The sequence below is a fragment of the Streptacidiphilus fuscans genome (assembly GCF_015690355.1).
In the GTDB taxonomy this organism is placed as follows: Bacteria; Actinomycetota; Actinomycetes; order Streptomycetales; family Streptomycetaceae; genus Streptacidiphilus; species Streptacidiphilus fuscans.
The window spans coordinates 41,331-58,474 of sequence record NZ_JADPRT010000004.1 but is presented as its reverse complement, the minus strand read 5'-3'; the positions used below and the strand labels follow the sequence as shown (position 1 = coordinate 58,474).

Here is a 17,144-nt window from a genome sequence, read left to right as displayed (position 1 = left end):
CAATACGCTATATCGCGATAGCCTTCCCGGCCTTGGCCCAGTTGGAGTTCAGCGTGTCGAGATACTGCTGCGCCTGTGGCCCGACCGTGACGCCGTGCGCGAAAGCCAGCATGTTGCCGGGACCGGTGTTGTAGCCGAGGGCCAGCAGCTGATCCTCGGTCAGGGAGCCGGTGCGCTGCGCGGGCAGGTCGGTGGCCAGGTCGTGCAGGCACCAGGCCTCCGCCTCGATGGCGAGGTCCGGGTCGTCCGGCAGGCTCGTCCACGGCCGGTCGGCGAAGGAGTGGCCCTGCTTGACCTGGTCGTAGGTGGCCTCGTGCATGTTGGCGATGCCGAGCGCGGCGGTCGGCTTGATCTTCAGCCAGGCGCGTTCGAAAGCCGGGTCGTGCGGCTTGTAGTCCTCGTTGTAGAGGATCGCCATCACCAACTGCGGGTCGACACCCGCCTCCTTGGCCCGCTGCCGCACCTGGGCGGCGAACTGGGACGGGTCGTAGCTGCCCGTGTACCAGCTGCCGCCCGTCCCCGAAGGACTCGGCGACGCGCCACCCGCACCCGACCCCCCGCCGTGCCCGGACGCGGAGCCGGAGGGGGTCGACGAGGCATCGGTCGCCCCCTTCTGACCGTGCGTCACCCCCCAGAGCAGCAGCGCCGCCACCGGCAGCACGATCCACCACAGCCGCGACGAACGCCCACCGGCCACGCCCCTGCTCACCCCACCGACGAGTACGCGATGATGCCGCGCCGGATCTGGTCGACGGCCTTGCGCGCGGCCGTGCGCACCGCGCCGTCGTCCGGGGCCGCGTTCGTGATCTGGCCCAGCACGTCGATCAGTTGGCGGGTCCAGCGGACGAAGTCACCGGCGGGCATGTCGGCCTCGCGCAGCACCTTGTCCAGCGGGTCGCCGGACGCCCAGCGGAAGGCCGTCCAGGCGAAGCCGAGATCCGGCTCGCGCTGGCCCCAGTTCTCCATGGTGGAGAGCTTGTGCTGCTCCTCCAGCGCGTCCAGGTGGCCCCAGATCCGGACCATCTCGCCGAGCGCGTCGCGGGCCTTGCCGTCCGGCAGCTTGACCGCGCCGCCCTCGTCGTCGCCGCGCCGGGACTCGTAGACCAGCGCCGAGGCGCAGGCCGCGAGCTCCGCCGGGCTGAGGCCGTCCCAGACGCCCTCGCGCAGGCACTCGGAGGCGAGCAGGTCCAGGTCGCCGTAGAGGCGGCCGAGACGGCGGCCCTGGTCGGTGACGGTGTCGCCCTCCAGGTAGTCCAGGTCGGCCAGCAGGGCGCAGACCCGGTCGAAGGTGCGGGCGATGGTGTGGGTGCGCGACTTCATCCGGCGTTCGAGCTGCTCGGTGTCGCGCTTGAGCCGGTCGTAGCGCTCGGCCCAGCGGGCGTGGTCCTCGCGCTCGTTGCAGCCGTGGCACGGGTGCTGCCGGATCTCGGCGCGGAGCCGGGCGATGTCCGGGTCGTCCGCCGCCGCGGCCCGGCCCTTGCGGACGCGGCCCGGATCGATGTGCCCGGCCTTGCTGCGCAGCGCCGAGGCGAGATCGCGCCGGGACTGCGGGCTGCGCGGGTTGAAGCTCTTGGGGATCCGCAGCCGCTCGATCGCCTCGACCGGCGTCGGGAAGTCGATCATCGCCAGCCGCTTGACCTGCCGCTCGGCGGTCAGCACCACCGGGCGCGGGCCGTCGCTGTACTCGCGGCTGTTGCCGTAGCCGCGGGTGCCGTGGCGGCCGACCGGCGGGATGCCCGGGTCCAGCACCACGGCCAGCCCGGCGAAGCGGCCGGTCGGGACGTGGATGACGTCGCCGGGACGCAGCTTCTCCAGCGAGTCGGCCGCGCTGGCCCGACGCTGCGCGGCGCCCTCGCGGGCCAGCAGCGTCTCGCGGTCCTTGAGGGCCCGGCGCAGGCCCATGTACTCCTCGAAGTCGCCGAGGTGGCACTCGACCGCCTCGCGGTAACCGGCCAGGCCCTCCTCGTTGCGCTGCACCTGCCGGGCGATGCCGACCACGCTGCGGTCCGCCTGGAACTGCGCGAACGAGGTCTCCAGCAGCTCACGCGCGGTGTGCCGCCCGAACTGGCCGACGAGGTTGACGGCCATGTTGTACGACGGCTTGAAGGAGGATCGCAGCGGGTACGTGCGCGTGCCGGCCAGACCGGCCAGCGCGGCCGGGTCGAGCGTCGGCTGCCAGAGCACCACGGCGTGGCCCTCGACGTCGATACCGCGCCGCCCGGCACGGCCGGTCAGCTGGGTGTACTCGCCCGGGGTGACGTCGGCGTGGGTCTCGCCGTTCCACTTGACCAGCTTCTCCATGACGACCGAGCGGGCCGGCATGTTGATGCCCAGCGCCAGCGTCTCGGTCGCGAAGACCGCCTTGACCAGGCCCTTCTGGAAGAGCTCCTCGACGACCTCCTTGAAGGTCGGCAGCATGCCCGCGTGGTGGGCCGCGATGCCGCGCTCCAGGCCGTCCAGCCACTCGTAGTAGCCAAGGACGTGCAGGTCCTCGGCGGGGATCGCGGAGGTGCGCGACTCGACGATCTCGCGCACCTCGGCCCGCTCGGCGTCGTTGTTGAGCCGCAGGCCCGCGTGGAGGCACTGCTGGACGGCGGCCTCGCAGCCGGCCCGGCTGAAGATGAAGGTGATCGCGGGCAGCAGGCCCTCGGCGTCCAGCCGGTCGATCACATCGACCCGGCTCGGCGTCCAGGCCCGGCCCGGACGGCCGTTGGACATCGACCGGCCCCGGCCGCGCCGGTCGAACCGGTCCCGCCCGCCGCGGCGATCCTGCTCGGCGCGGGCCAGCCGGACCAGCTCCGGGTTGACGTCGGCCTCTCCCCCGCGCGCGCCGTCGCGCTTGCGCCCGGAGGCGCGCTCCTCGGCGACCCGGTTGGTGAACAGGTCGTACATCCGGTGGCCCGCCAGCACGTGCTGCCATAGCGGGACCGGGCGGTGCTCGGAGACGATGACCTTGGTGCCACCGCGGACGGTGTCCAGCCAGTCGCCGAACTCCTCGGCGTTGGAGACGGTGGCCGAGAGCGAGACCAGGGTGACCGACTCGGGGAGGTGGATGATGACCTCCTCCCACACCGCGCCGCGGAAGCGGTCGGCGAGGTAGTGCACCTCGTCCATGACCACGTAGCCCAGGCCCGAGAGGGTGCTGGAGCCCGCGTAGAGCATGTTGCGGAGCACCTCGGTCGTCATGACGACGACCGGCGCGTCGCTGTTGACCGTGTTGTCGCCGGTCAGCAGGCCGACCTTGTCCGCGCCGTAGCGCTTCACCAGGTCCTGGAACTTCTGGTTCGACAGCGCCTTGATGGGCGTCGTGTAGAAGCACTTGCGGCCCTCGGCCAGCGCGAGGTGCACGGCGAACTCGCCGACGATGGTCTTGCCGGAGCCCGTCGGCGCGGCCACGAGCACGCCCTCGCCGCCCTCCAGCGCCTGGCACGCCTCCACCTGGAAGGGGTCCAGCGGGAAGTCGTACAGCTGCCGGAAGGCGTGCAGGGAACTCGCCTCTTCCTTCGCGCGGCGCCGGGACGCGGCGTAGCGCTCGGAGGGGCTGAGGCTCTCCTCGGACGCACCGGAGGAGTCGGACGCGTGCGACGGATCGGACGCGTCGGGCGAGCGCAGGTTCTGGTCAGTCATCTCGCTAGGAGAGTACCCGTCGGGACCGACACTCCACCTCAAGATTGTTTACTGTGTGCGGCCCACTCGTTCGGGTTGCCTGATCGGCGCTCAGGTGACGTCGTCCGGGTGGTACGTCATCGGCTCACCGGCGGCCAGTTCGGTGGCGTTGACCGGCTCCGGGATGGGCAGGTCGTCCGCGCCGAGGGAGGACGGGCGCAGGTCGATGTCGGAGGCCTGGTCCGGGTCGAGCTGGTGGTCGGGGTTCTCGGCGTAGCGCCGGGCCACGGCCTTGTCCCGCAGCGTCGCCACGCCGACGGCGGCGAAGTAGAGCAGACACATCGGGACGGCGAGCACCGTCATGGTCACCGGGTCACCGGTCGGGACGGCGATCGCCGAGAAGACGAAGATCCCGAAGACCGCGCCGCGCCACCAGCCGCGCAGCCGGGCGGCGCTGACGATGCCCAGGAAGTTCAGCATCACCAGCAGCAGCGGGACCTCGAAGGAGAGCCCGAAGACCAGCACCATCCGGATGAAGAAGTCCAGGAACTCGGCGCCGGAGAAGGCCAGCGAGAAGTTGGCCGGGTTGAAGCTGGCCAGGATCTGCAGGGCCTTGGGGAAGATCTCGTACGCCAGGTACGCGCCGCCGAGGAAGAGGGGGACTGCGGCGGCGACGAACCCGAGACCGTACTTCTTCTCCTTCTTGTACAGACCCGGCGCGACGAAGGCCCAGAGCTGGTAGCTCCACACGGGGCTGGCCAGGATGAAGCCGATCATCATCGCGATCTTGAAGGTGAAGGTCAGCGGCGAGAGCACGCCGTTGTTCACCAGCAGACCGTTCGGGCACGCCGCGGTCTTCTCGCCGTAACCGTGCACGCCGGTGATGTGACAGGCCGGGCTGACCAGCTGGTTGATCGCCCAGTCGTGCATCAGCCAGCCGATGACCGTGGTCACGAGCAGGGCGAGGATCGAGACGATGAGCCGGTAGCGCAGCTCGCGGAGATGGTCCGCCAGCGGCATCCGGCCGTCATCGTTCTTCGGAGGCCGCTGCTGCTTCTGCCTCTGTTGGGTGTCGCTCACCGTGCGGCTACGTCCCTGCGAGAAAAAGGTGGGGGTGAGGAAGTGCGCCTTGCTCAGACCTGGGTGGTCGGCTGCTTGTCCTCAGTGACGGGACGCGCCGAGGCGGTGTCCCCCGGAGCGGACTGGATGGTCCGGGGCGCGGCAGGCGCCTGAGCCTGCTCCTCGGAGGTGGTGACGTTGGAGACCTCTGCGTCGGTCTTCTTGCCGTCGTCCTTCATGGCGCCGACCTCGGACTTGAGGATGCGCAGCGACTTGCCGAGCGCACGCGCGGAGTCCGGGAGCCGCTTCGCCCCGAAGAGCAGCAGCACGATGACCGCAATGATGATGATTTCCAGAGCGCGGTTCTCGAGCATCGGGTTTCCCTCTTCGTCGTCGTGTCTGCGCCGATGATACGCACCGTGAAGGCACGGCCCATAGCGTCGCGACAGAATGCTGCCCCAACGCATCTTCGATACTACGCGGATCCGTTTGGCGCTTGAATAGACGGTGCGCGCGTGGCCACGAGCGCGGCGCCGCCGCTCCGCGCCACGCCGTCGGCGGCGCGCTCGACGTCGGCGCCGGCCTGGGCGAGTCGCTCCGCGCTGCGGGCCAGCGCCTTGGCCAGGACGACCACCTCACGGTAGGCGAGCACGGCGAGCCCACCGAGCACGAGCAGACCTGCGGTCGTCAGTCCCACGATGATCCACACCACGGGACAAGCATGCACCATCGCGACAAGGGCCAGTTGCACTTCCCTCAGGGGCGCGGGGAACTGCGCGACAAGCCACCCACGCAGGGAGAGCCCCGAACGAACAGGGCCATCCGCATGTCAGTGGTTGTTCGCGCAGTTCCCCGCGCCCCTGGGAAGCTAGGTGCCTACGTGCAGCTTCATCGTCGGGACGCCCGCCCCCGTCAGTGCGTCGATGATCCGCGCGCCGGCGTGCTTGCGCACCGCGGACCCGCACGCCGGGCAGGTGAAGCTGTAGAAGGTCCGTTCCGCCGTGCGGCCCAGCGCCAGGCGGAAGGCGAGAGCGTCCAGCTCCGCGGTGACGCGGCAGTCGGGGCAGGAGGCGCGGAACCGCGTGACGCTCATCCGGTGCGCTCCTCGCGACCGGCGTCGTAGCCGGCCAGCGCGCGGGAGGCGACCTCGCGGGCCTGCGCCGCGAGGGACTCCGGAGCGAGGACGCGGCCGTCGGGGCCGAGCCGGAGGGCGAGCCGCAGCAGGCTGGACGGGTCCGGCGTGCGCAGCACGATGCGGAGGCCGCCGTCGGGCTGCTCCTCCGCCGCCTCGTGCGGGTAGTACTCGGCCACCCAGCGACCCGCCGGGCCGACCTCGAGGACGACCTGGGGGTCGTCGGTGGAGGGGCGCATCATGCCCTCGGAGAGGTCGCGCAGCTCCAGCTTGGGCGGGTCCGCGGGCGTGTCGAGGACCTTGATCTCGGCGATCCGGTCCAGCCGGAAGATCCGGCGGTCCTCGGAGAGGCGACACCACGCCTCGAGGTAGGTGTGGCCCTCGGTGACCAGCCGGATCGGGTCTACCTCGCGCTCGGTGAGCTCGCCGCGCGCGGAGGACCAGTACTGCAGCCAGAGCCGCTTGCGCTCGGTGAACGCGCGGTCGATCTCGGCGAAGACGTCACCCTCGGCCTCGAAGGAGACGCCGACGCGCGTGCTGCCCTCGGCGACGTCACCGGCGGCGGCCTCCAGCTTGGCGACAGCGCGGGTGAGTGCCTCGCGGTCGCGCTCGCGCAGGCCCGGCAGGCCGGCGACCGCGCGGGCGGCGACCAGCAGCGAGGTGGCCTCGTCGGCGGCGAGCCGCAGCGGCTGGGCGACGTCGTCCGGGTTGTGCCACCAGATCTGCTCGCCGTCGGTGTCGATGTCGAGCAGGTCGCCGCCGCGGAAGCTGGTGCCGCACATCGGCAGCACGCTGAGGTCGCGGATCAGCTCGCGCTCGGTGACGCCGAAGGCGCGGGCGACCTCGCCGACCCGGGCGCCGGGGCGCTCGCGCAGGTAGGTGACCAGCGACAGCATCCGCCGGGTCTGGTCGATCGCGCTGCTCACTCGCCCACCTCGTTCTCTGACGTGCTGGAAGCGCTGGAAGCACCGGCCACCGCCCGCAGTCGTGCGATGACGTCGGCGCGCAGCTCGGCGGGCTCGATCACGACCACGTCCGGGCCGAACTCGACCAGGTCCGCGGCCAGTCCGTGCCCGTAGGGGATGGTCAGCTCATCCCATTCTGCGTCGTCCGGCGCGGGCGACGCGGAGAGTGCCTTGGCCCGCACCGGGAAGGCGGCCTTGCGGCGGACGCGGACGCGGGCCTGCTCGGTGGCGCCCTCCCCGGCGAAGCGGGCGACGGTCTCGCGGACGCCGACGTGGTCCGGGACGGGCGCGCTGAACTGGCCGCCCTTGCTGCGGACCCGGCCGACAATCCGGCTCAGCCGGAAGACCCGGACGTCGGCGCGGTCGCGGTCCCAGCCCGCGAGGTACCAGTGGCCGTGCCAGAACTCCAGCGCCCACGGCTCGACCGTGCGCGGCTCGGCCTGGGCGGCGCCGCTCTTGCGGTAGTCGAAGGCGACCGGGCGGCGGTCGCGCGCGGCGACCAGCAGCGGCTCGAACGCGGCGTCGCGCGCGGGGACGCGGGGCTGGAGCGTGGTGCGGCCCTCACCGCTCTCCTCGGCCAGCGAACCGGCGGCGCGCAGCTTCTGCAGGGCGCCGCTGGCGGCTCCGGCGAGGCGGGCCTGCTCCCAGACTCCGGCGGCCAGGCTCAGCGCGGCGGCCTCCTCCGCGTCCAGGTGAATCTCGGGCAGGCGGTTGACGTCGCGCCGGGCGAGATAGCCGAGTTCGCCGTCGAGCGGGTTCTCCACCACGTCGATGACCAGGCCGAGTTCGCGCAGATCGTCCTTGTCGCGCTCGAACATCCGGTTGAACGCGTCCTCGCTGACCTGCTCCCCCGCGGACCCCGCCTCACGGTAGGCCTCGATGGACGCCCGCAACTCCCGCTTGCTCAGCGGGCGTTTGGTGTTCATCAGGCACAGCGCGAGGTTCATCAGGCGCTCGGACTTGGCGATGGGCATCGCTCACCCTTCTTCTACGCGCGGCACCGACCGCGACCCGGAACTCGGCACCCGGTATCAACTGACCGTACCGCTAGGCCTCTCGACCACGAAGCGCACCCCCGTCCAAAGGGACAGGGGTGCGCTTGAGTGACTCACGCGTCGCGTGTGACTCGCGTGCGACGGGGCGTCAGACGATCGGCCGCTCAGACGCCGAGCAGGTCGACGACGAAGATCAGCGTCTCGCCGGGCTTGATCGCGTTGCCCGCGCCACGGTCGCCGTAGGCGAGGTGGGCCGGGATGATCAGCTCGCGACGGCCGCCGACCTTCATGCCCTGGACGCCCTGGTCCCAGCCGGGGATGACCTGGCCGACGCCGAGCTTGAAGCGGAGCGGGGCGCCACGGTTCCAGCTCGCGTCGAACTCCTCGCCGGAGCTGAAGGCCACGCCGACGTAGTGGACGCTGACGTTGTCCTTGGCCTTCGCCTCGGCGCCGTCGCCCACCCAGATGTCGCGGATCTGCAGCGTGGTGGGGGCCTCGCCGCCCGGGAAGTCGATCTCCGGCTTCTCGATGCTCACGGTCGTGGTTCTCCTCAGAAGGACGAAAGATGGTGCAGAGCTGGTGCTGTGCGCCCCTACGTTACGCGGCGCCGAGGATGTCCACGACGAAGACCAGGGGTGCGTTGGCCGGAATGCCCGACCCCTGCGGCGGCTGCGCCCCGTACGCGTCGGCCGCCGGGATGGTCAGCAGCACGCGGGAGCCGACCGTCTGCCCGACCAGGCCCTTGTCCCAGCCGGGGATGACCTGACCCTTGCCGATGACGAAGTTGGTCGCCCCGCCGTGGTTCCACGACGAGTCGAAGACCTTGCCGTTGGCCAGCACCGCGCCGGTGTACTGGGCGATCAGGTTCTGACCGGGCTGGACCACCGGGCCGCTGCCCTTGATCAGCACCGTGGCGCCCAGGGTCTTCGGGTCGCGCTGGGAGGCGCTGATGCTGAAGGAGGCCGCGGCCTTGTCGTTCATCTGCACCTTGGGCACGTCGGCCGTCGGCGTCTGCGGGGTGCCGCTGGCCGAACCGTCGACCGGGGTCGCGGCGGTGACGTCGAAGACCATCACCAGCGTGTCGTGGCAGGTGACCTGGAGCTGCGGGTAGCCCGCGTTGCCGAAGCCCGCCGCCGGCGGGGCGACGACCTCGACCCGGCTGCCGACCTTCTGGCCCACCACGGCCTTGCTGAACATCGGCAGCATCGGCGTGGTCTTCAGGTTGTCGACCGCGGCGCCGCCGCCGTCCTTGTAGGAGTCCTGGAAGGTCTTGCCGGTCCAGGTCTGGCCGACGATGTTGAAGCCGACCACGTCGTTGTTGGTGACCACCGGGCCGTTGCCCTCGGAGATCTGCTTGACGACGAAATTGCCGGTCGGGTCGCCCTTGGGGACGGTGATGCTCGCGCTCTTGCCGAACTCGCCCGAGACGGTCGGCAGCTGGCTGTCGGTGTTGGTCACCGGCGGCACCGGCAGCGGCGACTGGGCGGCGGAACCGGACGGGCACGGCGCCGCGGTGTCGGCGGCCGTGGCTGTCTTGGCGCTGCTCCCGCAACCGGTGAGCAGCAGCGTGGGCGCAAGAAGCAGCGCGGCGGCGAGTCGGCGCACGGTGATCCTTAGGTGGTGAGCGGTTCAGCGGTCCGCGCCACTCTATGGCCTTGCACCGGATCTGCGCAGAGACCCCGCGCACAACTCAGGTCACAAGTCGGTCATGTTCACTCCAAAAGCAGGCGGGGTTCGACGGCACTTTGTCGGACCCCGCCCGTTCCGGATCGGGCTCACATGCCCGCGATCAGCTTCTCCACGCGCTCGTCGACCGAACGGAACGGGTCCTTGCACAGGACGGTCCGCTGCGCCTGGTCGTTGAGCTTGAGGTGGACCCAGTCGACGGTGAAGTCGCGACGCTGCTCCTGGGCCCGGCGGATGAAGTCGCCGCGCAGCCGCGCCCGGGTGGTCTGCGGCGGCACCGACTTGGCCTCGAAGATCTTGAGGTCGTTGCTGACCCGCTCGGCCTGCCCGCGGTTCTCCAGCAGGTAGTACAGGCCCCGGCGGCGGTGGATGTCGTGGTACGCGAGGTCGATCTGGGCGACCCGCGGGTGCGACATCGAGATGCCGTTCTTGGCCCGGTAACGCTCGATCAGCTGGTACTTCATCACCCAGTCGATCTCGCGGTCGACCTTGGAGTAGTCCTGGGTTCGGACCGCCTCCAGCGTGCGGCCCCACAGGTCCAGCACCCGCGCGATCGTGCCGGTGCGGATGCCCCGGTGGTCGGCGAAGTCGCTGGCCTTCTGGAAGTACTCCTGCTGGATCTCCAGCGCGCTGGCCTCACGGCCGTTGGCCAGCCGGACCAGGCGCTGGCCGGTCAGGTCGTGGGAGACCTCGCGGATGGCCCGGATCGGGTTCTCCAGGGTGAGGTCGCGCAGCACCGTGCCGGCCTCGATCATCCGCAGCACCAGGTCGGTCGCGCCGACCTTGAGCAGCGTGGTGGTCTCCGACATGTTGGAGTCGCCCACGATGACGTGCAGCCGGCGGTAGCGCTCGGCGTCCGCGTGCGGCTCGTCGCGGGTGTTGATGATCGGACGGGACCGGGTGGTCGCCGAGCTGACGCCCTCCCAGATGTGCTCGGCGCGCTGGCTGACGCAGTAGACCGCGCCGCGCGGCGTCTGCAGCACCTTGCCCGCGCCGCAGATCAGCTGACGGGTGACCAGGAACGGGATCAGTATGTCCGCCAGGCGGGAGAACTCCCCGTGCCGCGCCACCAGGTAGTTCTCGTGACAGCCGTAGGAGTTGCCGGCGGAGTCGGTGTTGTTCTTGAACAGGTAGACGTCCCCGGCGATGCCCTCCTCGTGGAGCCGGCGCTCGGCGTCCACCAGCAGGCCCTCGAGGATGCGCTCCCCGGCCTTGTCGTGCGTCACCAGCTCGGCGACGTCGTCGCACTCGGGGGTGGCGTACTCGGGGTGCGAACCCACGTCCAGGTAGAGGCGGGCACCGTTGCGCAGGAACACGTTGCTGCTGCGGCCCCATGACACGACGCGGCGGAAGAGGTACCTGGCCACCTCGTCCGGTGACAGGCGACGCTGCCCCCGGAACGTGCAGGTGACGCCGTACTCGTTCTCCAACCCGAAGATTCGGCGGTCCATGCCTACTAGTTCACCTTCCCGCCCTGATCGAAACCATGGGAAAAGCGGCTGTTGCTACTCCCCCTCGGCCGCGGCGGCCGAACCGGCCGGCGGCTCCTCGTCGTCGGACGCCGCACTGGCGTCTCCCTCCAGCAGCCGGCTCAGCTGGGTGCCGAGCAGCCGCTTGAACTTGCGCTGCTGCCAACGAGCCCGGTCCAGCACCGCGACCTCGAGCTGATCCGGGGTCAGGGTGCGGGGGGCTCCGCCGTTCGGGTCCCTGGCCAGGCTCTCCACGGCGAGCTTGAGGGCGTCCGGGAGGGACGTGCCCTCCTCGTGGCGCTGCTCCAGGTAGGTGGCGATGGATTCGGAGTTGCCGCCGACGGCGACCGAGCCGTGCTCGTCCACGACCGAGCCGTCGGGGGTGAGGCGGTAGATCTGGTCGTCGCCCGGGTTCTTGCCGACCTCGGCGACGATCAGCTCGACCTCGTAGGGCTTCTCCCCGGTGGAGGAGAAGATCGTGCCCAGGGTCTGGGCGTAGACGTTGGCCAGGCCGCGGGCGTTGACGTCGGCCCGGTCGTAGGAGTAGCCGCGCAGGTCGGCGTAGCGGACGCCGCCGATCCGCAGGTTCTCGAACTCGTTGTAGCGGCCCACCGCGGCGAAGGCGATGCGGTCGTAGATCTCGGAGACCTTGTGCAGCGCGCGCGAGGTGTTCTCCGCGACGAAGAGGATGCCGTCGGCGTAGGTGAGCACCACCACCGACCGGCCGCGCGCGATGCCCTTGCGGGCGTACTCGGCGCGGTCGGCCATGGCCTGCTGAGGTGAGACGTAGAACGGCGTCGACACCGGTCGCCCCTTCTTCTTTGTCGAGCGGTCAGATGATTGGGGGTCAGGAACGGCCCGGAACGGCTACAGCAGGGGCGCCTGGGGGCCGTCCGGCTGCTCCAGGCGGTGGCCGAGGACGGCCTTGGCGAGCTCGCCGACCTCCTGGTCGCCGAGGCGGCGGAAGCCCTCGTCGGTGATGACGGAGACGATCGGGAAGATCTGCCGGGTGAGGTCCGGACCGCCGGTCGCGGAGTCGTCGTCGGCGGCGTCGTAGAGCGCCTGGATGACCGCGGTGGCGGCCTGCTCGGCGGAGAGGTCGGCCCGGTAGAGCTTCTTCAGCGAGCCCTTGGCGAAGAGCGAGCCGGAGCCGGTGGCGGCGAAGCCCGTCTCCTCGGAGCGTCCGCCGGTGACGTCGTAGGTGAAGATCCGACCGCGGCCCTGGTCGAGGTCGTAGCCGGCGAAGAGCGGGACGACGGCCAGGCCCTGCATGGCCATGCCGAGGTTGCCGCGGATCATCGTGGTCAGGCGGTTGGCCTTGCCCTCCAGCGAGAGCGAGGTGCCCTCGATCTTCTCGTAGTGCTCCAGCTCCAGCTGGAACAGCCGCACCATCTCGACCGCGAGGCCGGCGGTGCCGGCGATGCCCACGGCGGAGTACTCGTCGGCCGGGAAGACCTTCTCGATGTCGCGCTGCGCGATGATGTTGCCCATGGTGGCGCGCCGGTCACCGGCGAGGACGACCCCGCCGTCGAACGTCGCCGCGACGATGGTGGTGCCGTGCGGCGCCTGGAGCGGCTGCGCGCCGGCCGGCAGCTCACGCCGGCCGGGCAGCAGCTCGGGCTGGTGGTCGCCCAGGAACTCGATGAACGAGGACGACCCCGGCTTGAGGAAGGCAGCCGGCAGACGCCCGGTGCCAGAGAGATAGGCTTCCACAGCTTTCCTTCCGGTTCGTTAAGTCGATCAAGGAGAGAATCTACTCTCCACCCTTCTGGACGAAGCCCCGCACGAAGTCCTCGGCGTTCGACTCCAGCACCTCGTCGATCTCGTCGAGGACCGCGTCGACGTCGTCGTCGAGCTTCTCCTTGCGCTCCTTGAGGTCCGAGGCCTCGGTCGCCTCTTCCTGGGTCTCCTCGACCTCCTCGGAGGTGCGGTTCGCCCGCTGCTGTCCGCCGCCGGTGTCCTTGGTCGCCATTTCCCTCACCCCGCTCTTGAGTGGATCAGCTGATCTCTGACCCTACGGCTTGTAGTCGAAGAACGTCGATCGTTGCCCGGATGATGCCCAAAGGCGTGCACTTCACCCATGGTGAACGACCACCCTCGTACAGTTACGCTCTGCGCGGACAGGCGTTCACACGTTCACCTGCGTGCCCGCCCGGACCGTGCGCCCCGGCTCAGCCTCCGCTGAGCACGCGTACCAGCTCCTCCGCCGTGCGACAGCGGTCCAGCAGGGCCTTGACGTGGTTCCTGGTGCCGCGCAGGGGCTCCAGGGTGGGCACCCGCTGCAGGGAGTCGCGTCCGGGGATGTCGAAGATGACCGAGTCCCACGAGGCCGCCGCGACATGGTCGGCGTACTGCTCCAGGCAGCGGCCGCGGAAGTAGGCGCGGGTGTCCTCGGGCGGCTCGTGGGCGGCGCGCAGCACCTCGGCGTCGTCGAGCAGCCGCTCCATCCGGCCCCGGGCCACCAGCCGGTTGTAGAGGCCCTTCTCCCGGCGGACGTCCGCGTACTGGAGGTCGACCAGGTGTAGGCGGGCGTCGTCCCAGTCCAGGTCGTCGCGGCGGCGGTAGCCCTCCAGGATCTCCTTCTTGGCCACCCAGTCCAGCTGCCGGGAGAGCGACATCGGGTCGCGCTCCAGCTTGCCCAGCACGTCCTCCCAGCGGTCCAGGATGTCGCGGGTCTGCTCGTCGGCGTCCTGGCCGTAGCGGTCCTCGACGTACTTCCTGGCCAGCTCGCAGTACTCCATCTGGAGCTGCACGCCGGTGAGCTTGCGCCCGCTGCGCAGCTGGATCAGGTGTTGCAGCGACGGGTCGTGGGAGACCTGGTGCAGTGTGCGGACGGGCTGGTCGACGACCAGGTCGACGGTGATGAAGGAGTCCTCGATCATGGACAGCACCAGCGCGGTGGTGCCGAGCTTGAGGTAGGTCGAGATCTCGGACAGGTTGGCGTCGCCGATGATCACGTGCAGCCGCCGGTACTTCTCGGCGTCGGCGTGCGGTTCGTCGCGGGTGTTGATGATCGGGCGCTTGAGCGTGGTCTCCAGGCCGACCTCGACCTCGAAGTAGTCGGCGCGCTGGCTGAGCTGGAAGCCCTGGGCGGAGCCGTCCTGGTTGATGCCGACCCGGCCCGCGCCGGTGACCACCTGGCGCGAGACGAAGAACGGGGTGAGGTGCCTGACGATGTCGGCGAACGGCGTGGCCCGCTTCATCAGGTAGTTCTCGTGGGTGCCGTAGGAGGCGCCCTTGTTGTCGGTGTTGTTCTTGTACAGGTGGATCGGCTGCGCGCCGGGCAGCTGCAGGGCGCGGTTGGCCGCCTCCTCCATGACCCGCTCGCCGGCCTTGTCCCAGAGCACGGCGTCGCGCGGGTTGGTGACCTCCGGCGAGGAGTACTCGGGGTGGGCGTGGTCCACGTAGAAGCGCGCGCCGTTGGTCAGGATGATGTTGGCCAGGCCGATGTCCTCGTCGGTCAGCTGGCTGGCGTCGGCCGCGTCCCTGGCCAGGTCGAAGCCGCGCGCGTCGCGCAGCGGGTTCTCCTCCTCGAAGTCCCAGCGGGCCCTGCGGGCCCGGTGCATCGCCGCCGCGTAGGCATTGACGATCTGGGACGAGGTGAGCATGGCATTGGCGTTGGGATGACCCGGAACGGAGATCCCGTACTCCGTCTCGATGCCCATGACGCGCCGTACAGACATACGGCCCTCCTTCGCGCTGCCGCGGACGAACCCGTGCGGTAACCCGAGACTAAGACTGCGGACTGACAACCGGGAGATCGCTGACACGAACGTCCGGCTGTGAGCGCCCACGGGCTCCCGCAGCCGGACGATTCGAAGGTACTGCTTCTACAGGTACTGACCCGTGTTGGCCACGGTGTCGATGGAGCGGCCGGACTCCGCGCCCTGCTTGCCGGTGACCAGCGTGCGGATGAAGACGATCCGCTCGCCCTTCTTGCCGGAGATGCGGGCCCAGTCGTCCGGGTTGGTGGTGTTGGGCAGGTCCTCGTTCTCCTTGAACTCGTCCACGCAGGCGGCGAGCAGGTGGGAGACGCGGAGACCGCGCTGGCCGTGGTCGAGGAAGTCCTTGATGGCCATCTTCTTGGCCCGGTCCACGATGTTCTGGATCATGGCGCCGGAGTTGAAGTCCTTGAAGTACAGGACCTCCTTGTCACCGTTGGCGTAGGTGACCTCCAGGAAGCGGTTCTCCTCGGACTCGGTGTACATCCGCTCCACCACGGCCTGGATCATCGCGGCCACGGCGGCGTCGGTCGAGTCGCCGTGCTCCTTGACGTCGTCCGGGTGCAGCGGCAGCGAGGTCTTCAGGTACTTGGAGAAGATGTCCTTGGCGCCCTCGGCGTCCGGCCGCTCGATCTTGATCTTGACGTCCAGACGGCCGGGCCGCAGGATCGCCGGGTCGATCATGTCCTCGCGGTTGGAGGCGCCGATGACGATGACGTTCTCCAGCCCCTCCACGCCGTCGATCTCGGCGAGCAGCTGCGGGACGATGGTGTTCTCCACGTCCGAGCTGACGCCGGATCCGCGGGTGCGGAACAGGGACTCCATCTCGTCGAAGAAGACGATGACGGGGGTGCCCTCGCTCGCCTTCTCCCGTGCGCGCTGGAAGACCAGGCGGATCTGGCGCTCGGTCTCACCGACGTACTTGTTGAGCAGCTCCGGCCCCTTGATGTTGAGGAAGTAGCTCTTCCCCTGGGGCTGGCCGGTCACCTCGGCGACCTTCTTGGCAAGCGAGTTGGCGACCGCCTTGGCGATCATCGTCTTGCCGCATCCGGGCGGGCCGTAGAGCAGCACGCCCTTGGGCGGGCGCAGCTCGAACTCCTTGAAGAGGTCGGCGTGCAGGTACGGCAGCTCGACCGCGTCGCGGATCTGCTCGATCTGCTGGCCGAGGCCGCCGATCCGGTCGTAGTCGGTGTCCGGGACCTCTTCGAGGACCAGCTCCTCGACCTCGCTCTTGGGCACGACCTCGTAGACGTAGCCGGAGCGCGGTTCGAGCAGCAGCGCGTCGCCGGCCCGCAGCACGATGTCGCGCAGCGGCTCGGCGAGGCGGACCACCCGCTCCTCGTCGGTGTGCCCGATGACCAGCGCGCGTTCGCCGTCCTCCAGGACCTCCTTGAGCGTGACGATGTCGCCGATGCTCTCGAACTCCATGGCGTCGACGATGTTCAGCGCCTCGTTGAGCATGACCTCCTGGCCACGCCGCAGGTCGTCGAGCGGGATGCTCGGGCTGACGTTCACCCGGAGCTTCCGGCCGCCGGTGAAGATGTCGGCGGTGCCGTCCTCGTTGGCGGCGAGAAAGGTGCCGAAGCCGGCCGGGGGTTGTGCCAGCCGGTCGACCTCCTCCTTGAGCGCCACGATCTGGTCGCGGGCCTCGCGCAAGGTCGACGCCAGCCGCTCGTTCTGGGCGGTGACCCCGTTCAGGTTGGTCTGCAGCTCGACGATCCGCTCTTCGAGGATCCTCGTGTGCCGCGTGGGCTCGGCGATCTTGCGACGCAGTGCTGCGATCTCCTGCTCCAGCATCGAGATCTGGGCCTGTGTCTCTTCAGAACCCCGTGCGGGCCTGCCGCCTCGGGCGTAGTCGTCATCGTGGGCTGCCACGGTCCTCACCTCCTCCGGGGGGAGCTGACGCTTCCAGACCCTACCTGCGCCTGGGAGTGTTGAAACCCCTTGATCGAAAGTCCGAAGGGGTGTGTCCGATCTTCACCCTTGCGTACGTCCCCTCTGGTAAGGCACATACCCACCTCGGCATTGGTCGAAAGCGGTCGGAGGTAGGCTGACGAGGTCAGCACCATCGAGACCATCACCAACGCAGAAACGGACGGCCCGGGATGTCCACCAGCACCGAGAGCGGGGCCGCGGAGGCCCTGGAAGTCTGGATCGACCAGGACCTGTGCACGGGCGACGGCATCTGCGTGCAGTACGCGCCCGAGGTCTTCGAGCTCGACATCGACGGGCTCGCCTACGTGAAGGGCGACGACGAGGAGCTGCTGACGGAGCCAGGCGCATGTGTGCCGGTCCCGTTGACGCTGCTTCAGGACGTGGCGGATTCGGCCAAGGACTGCCCGGGCGACTGCATCCACGTCCGGCGCGTCCGCGACCGCGTCGAGGTGCACGGACCCGACGCGGAGTAGCCCGCGCCCAGCGCAAACACCCCTCGCCACGTGATGGAGATCACATGACGAGGGGTGAGCTGTCTCTGCGTCAGTTCCCGTGGCCGGGAGGGGCGCTGGACC

General features: G+C 69.8%; 17 protein-coding genes. 1 reads left to right on the top strand and 16 read right to left on the bottom strand.

Annotated features, from left to right (window positions below; genetic code table 11):
* Nucleotides 1–7: 7 nt before the first annotated feature.
* The 16 genes from I2501_RS10840 to arc form a co-directional block, all read right to left on the bottom strand.
* Nucleotides 8–709, bottom strand: coding sequence for a lysozyme family protein (locus tag I2501_RS10840; protein ID WP_328806312.1), 702 nt, complete (start codon nucleotides 707–709; stop codon nucleotides 8–10).
* The gene (locus tag I2501_RS10835; RefSeq protein WP_196193712.1) at nucleotides 706–3,627 is read right to left on the bottom strand and encodes a DEAD/DEAH box helicase; all 2,922 of its coding nucleotides are present in this window, start codon (nucleotides 3,625–3,627) and stop codon (nucleotides 706–708) included. Before I2501_RS10835 ends, I2501_RS10840 begins: the two co-directional genes overlap by 4 nt.
* A gap of 90 nt (nucleotides 3,628–3,717) precedes the next feature.
* Nucleotides 3,718–4,686, bottom strand: a complete 969-nt coding sequence (tatC, locus tag I2501_RS10830; RefSeq protein WP_196193711.1) for a twin-arginine translocase subunit TatC — start codon at nucleotides 4,684–4,686, stop codon at nucleotides 3,718–3,720.
* A gap of 53 nt (nucleotides 4,687–4,739) precedes the next feature.
* Nucleotides 4,740–5,039: a Sec-independent protein translocase subunit TatA gene (tatA, locus tag I2501_RS10825; RefSeq protein WP_196193710.1), complete on the bottom strand. Its 300-nt coding sequence runs from the start codon at nucleotides 5,037–5,039 to the stop codon at nucleotides 4,740–4,742.
* A 101-nt stretch (nucleotides 5,040–5,140) separates the two neighbouring features.
* Nucleotides 5,141–5,377, bottom strand: a complete 237-nt coding sequence (locus I2501_RS10820) for a hypothetical protein (RefSeq protein WP_196193709.1) — start codon at nucleotides 5,375–5,377, stop codon at nucleotides 5,141–5,143.
* 156 nt (nucleotides 5,378–5,533) lie between these two features.
* Nucleotides 5,534–5,758 (bottom strand): hypothetical protein, encoded by a 225-nt coding sequence (locus I2501_RS10815; protein ID WP_196193708.1) that lies wholly within the window; start codon nucleotides 5,756–5,758, stop codon nucleotides 5,534–5,536.
* Complete coding sequence (locus tag I2501_RS10810; protein WP_196194113.1) at nucleotides 5,755–6,693, bottom strand: helix-turn-helix transcriptional regulator; 939 nt, start codon at nucleotides 6,691–6,693, stop codon at nucleotides 5,755–5,757. Before I2501_RS10810 ends, I2501_RS10815 begins: the two co-directional genes overlap by 4 nt.
* Nucleotides 6,694–6,719: 26 nt before the next feature.
* Complete coding sequence (locus tag I2501_RS10805; RefSeq protein ID WP_196193707.1) at nucleotides 6,720–7,736, bottom strand: helix-turn-helix transcriptional regulator; 1,017 nt, start codon at nucleotides 7,734–7,736, stop codon at nucleotides 6,720–6,722.
* 185 nt (nucleotides 7,737–7,921) lie between these two features.
* A complete protein-coding gene (locus I2501_RS10800) occupies nucleotides 7,922–8,293 on the bottom strand; it encodes an FKBP-type peptidyl-prolyl cis-trans isomerase (protein WP_196193706.1) in 372 nt (123 codons plus the stop codon).
* 61 nt (nucleotides 8,294–8,354) lie between these two features.
* Nucleotides 8,355–9,362, bottom strand: coding sequence for an FKBP-type peptidyl-prolyl cis-trans isomerase (locus I2501_RS10795; RefSeq protein ID WP_196193705.1), 1,008 nt, complete (start codon nucleotides 9,360–9,362; stop codon nucleotides 8,355–8,357).
* A 170-nt stretch (nucleotides 9,363–9,532) separates the two neighbouring features.
* Nucleotides 9,533–10,894: a Pup--protein ligase gene (gene pafA / locus I2501_RS10790; protein WP_196193704.1), complete on the bottom strand. Its 1,362-nt coding sequence runs from the start codon at nucleotides 10,892–10,894 to the stop codon at nucleotides 9,533–9,535.
* A gap of 54 nt (nucleotides 10,895–10,948) precedes the next feature.
* On the bottom strand, nucleotides 10,949–11,716 hold the full coding sequence (gene prcA, locus I2501_RS10785; protein ID WP_196193703.1) for a proteasome subunit alpha: 768 nt from the start codon (nucleotides 11,714–11,716) through the stop codon (nucleotides 10,949–10,951).
* Nucleotides 11,717–11,779: 63 nt separating this feature from the next.
* Nucleotides 11,780–12,625, bottom strand: coding sequence for a proteasome subunit beta (gene prcB, locus I2501_RS10780; RefSeq protein ID WP_196193702.1), 846 nt, complete (start codon nucleotides 12,623–12,625; stop codon nucleotides 11,780–11,782).
* 40 nt (nucleotides 12,626–12,665) lie between these two features.
* Nucleotides 12,666–12,884 (bottom strand): ubiquitin-like protein Pup, encoded by a 219-nt coding sequence (locus tag I2501_RS10775; protein WP_196193701.1) that lies wholly within the window; start codon nucleotides 12,882–12,884, stop codon nucleotides 12,666–12,668.
* Nucleotides 12,885–13,083: 199 nt separating this feature from the next.
* A complete protein-coding gene (gene dop, locus I2501_RS10770; protein ID WP_196193700.1) occupies nucleotides 13,084–14,595 on the bottom strand; it encodes a depupylase/deamidase Dop in 1,512 nt (503 codons plus the stop codon).
* A gap of 147 nt (nucleotides 14,596–14,742) precedes the next feature.
* The gene (gene arc / locus I2501_RS10765; protein ID WP_196193699.1) at nucleotides 14,743–16,509 is read right to left on the bottom strand and encodes a proteasome ATPase; all 1,767 of its coding nucleotides are present in this window, start codon (nucleotides 16,507–16,509) and stop codon (nucleotides 14,743–14,745) included.
* A gap of 230 nt (nucleotides 16,510–16,739) precedes the next feature.
* Between arc and I2501_RS10760 the strand changes: the two genes are divergently transcribed.
* Nucleotides 16,740–17,042: a ferredoxin gene (locus I2501_RS10760; RefSeq protein WP_196193698.1), complete on the top strand. Its 303-nt coding sequence runs from the start codon at nucleotides 16,740–16,742 to the stop codon at nucleotides 17,040–17,042.
* The last annotated feature ends 102 nt before the right edge of the window (nucleotides 17,043–17,144 follow it).

Excerpts from the sequence above, each read along its gene's own strand:
- I2501_RS10815 (WP_196193708.1), bottom strand. The coding sequence starts at position 5,758 with ATGAGCGTCACGCGGTTCCGCGCCTCCTGCCCCGACTGCCGCGTCACC.
- I2501_RS10760 (WP_196193698.1), top strand. The coding sequence starts at position 16,740 with ATGTCCACCAGCACCGAGAGCGGGGCCGCGGAGGCCCTGGAAGTCTGG.
- I2501_RS10805 (WP_196193707.1), bottom strand. The coding sequence starts at position 7,736 with ATGCCCATCGCCAAGTCCGAGCGCCTGATGAACCTCGCGCTGTGCCTG.
- tatA (WP_196193710.1), bottom strand. The coding sequence starts at position 5,039 with ATGCTCGAGAACCGCGCTCTGGAAATCATCATCATTGCGGTCATCGTG.
- I2501_RS10835 (WP_196193712.1), bottom strand. The coding sequence starts at position 3,627 with ATGACTGACCAGAACCTGCGCTCGCCCGACGCGTCCGATCCGTCGCAC.
- I2501_RS10775 (WP_196193701.1), bottom strand. The coding sequence starts at position 12,884 with ATGGCGACCAAGGACACCGGCGGCGGACAGCAGCGGGCGAACCGCACC.
- dop (WP_196193700.1), bottom strand. The coding sequence starts at position 14,595 with ATGTCTGTACGGCGCGTCATGGGCATCGAGACGGAGTACGGGATCTCC.
- I2501_RS10810 (WP_196194113.1), bottom strand. The coding sequence starts at position 6,693 with ATGCTGTCGCTGGTCACCTACCTGCGCGAGCGCCCCGGCGCCCGGGTC.
- pafA (WP_196193704.1), bottom strand. The coding sequence starts at position 10,894 with ATGGACCGCCGAATCTTCGGGTTGGAGAACGAGTACGGCGTCACCTGC.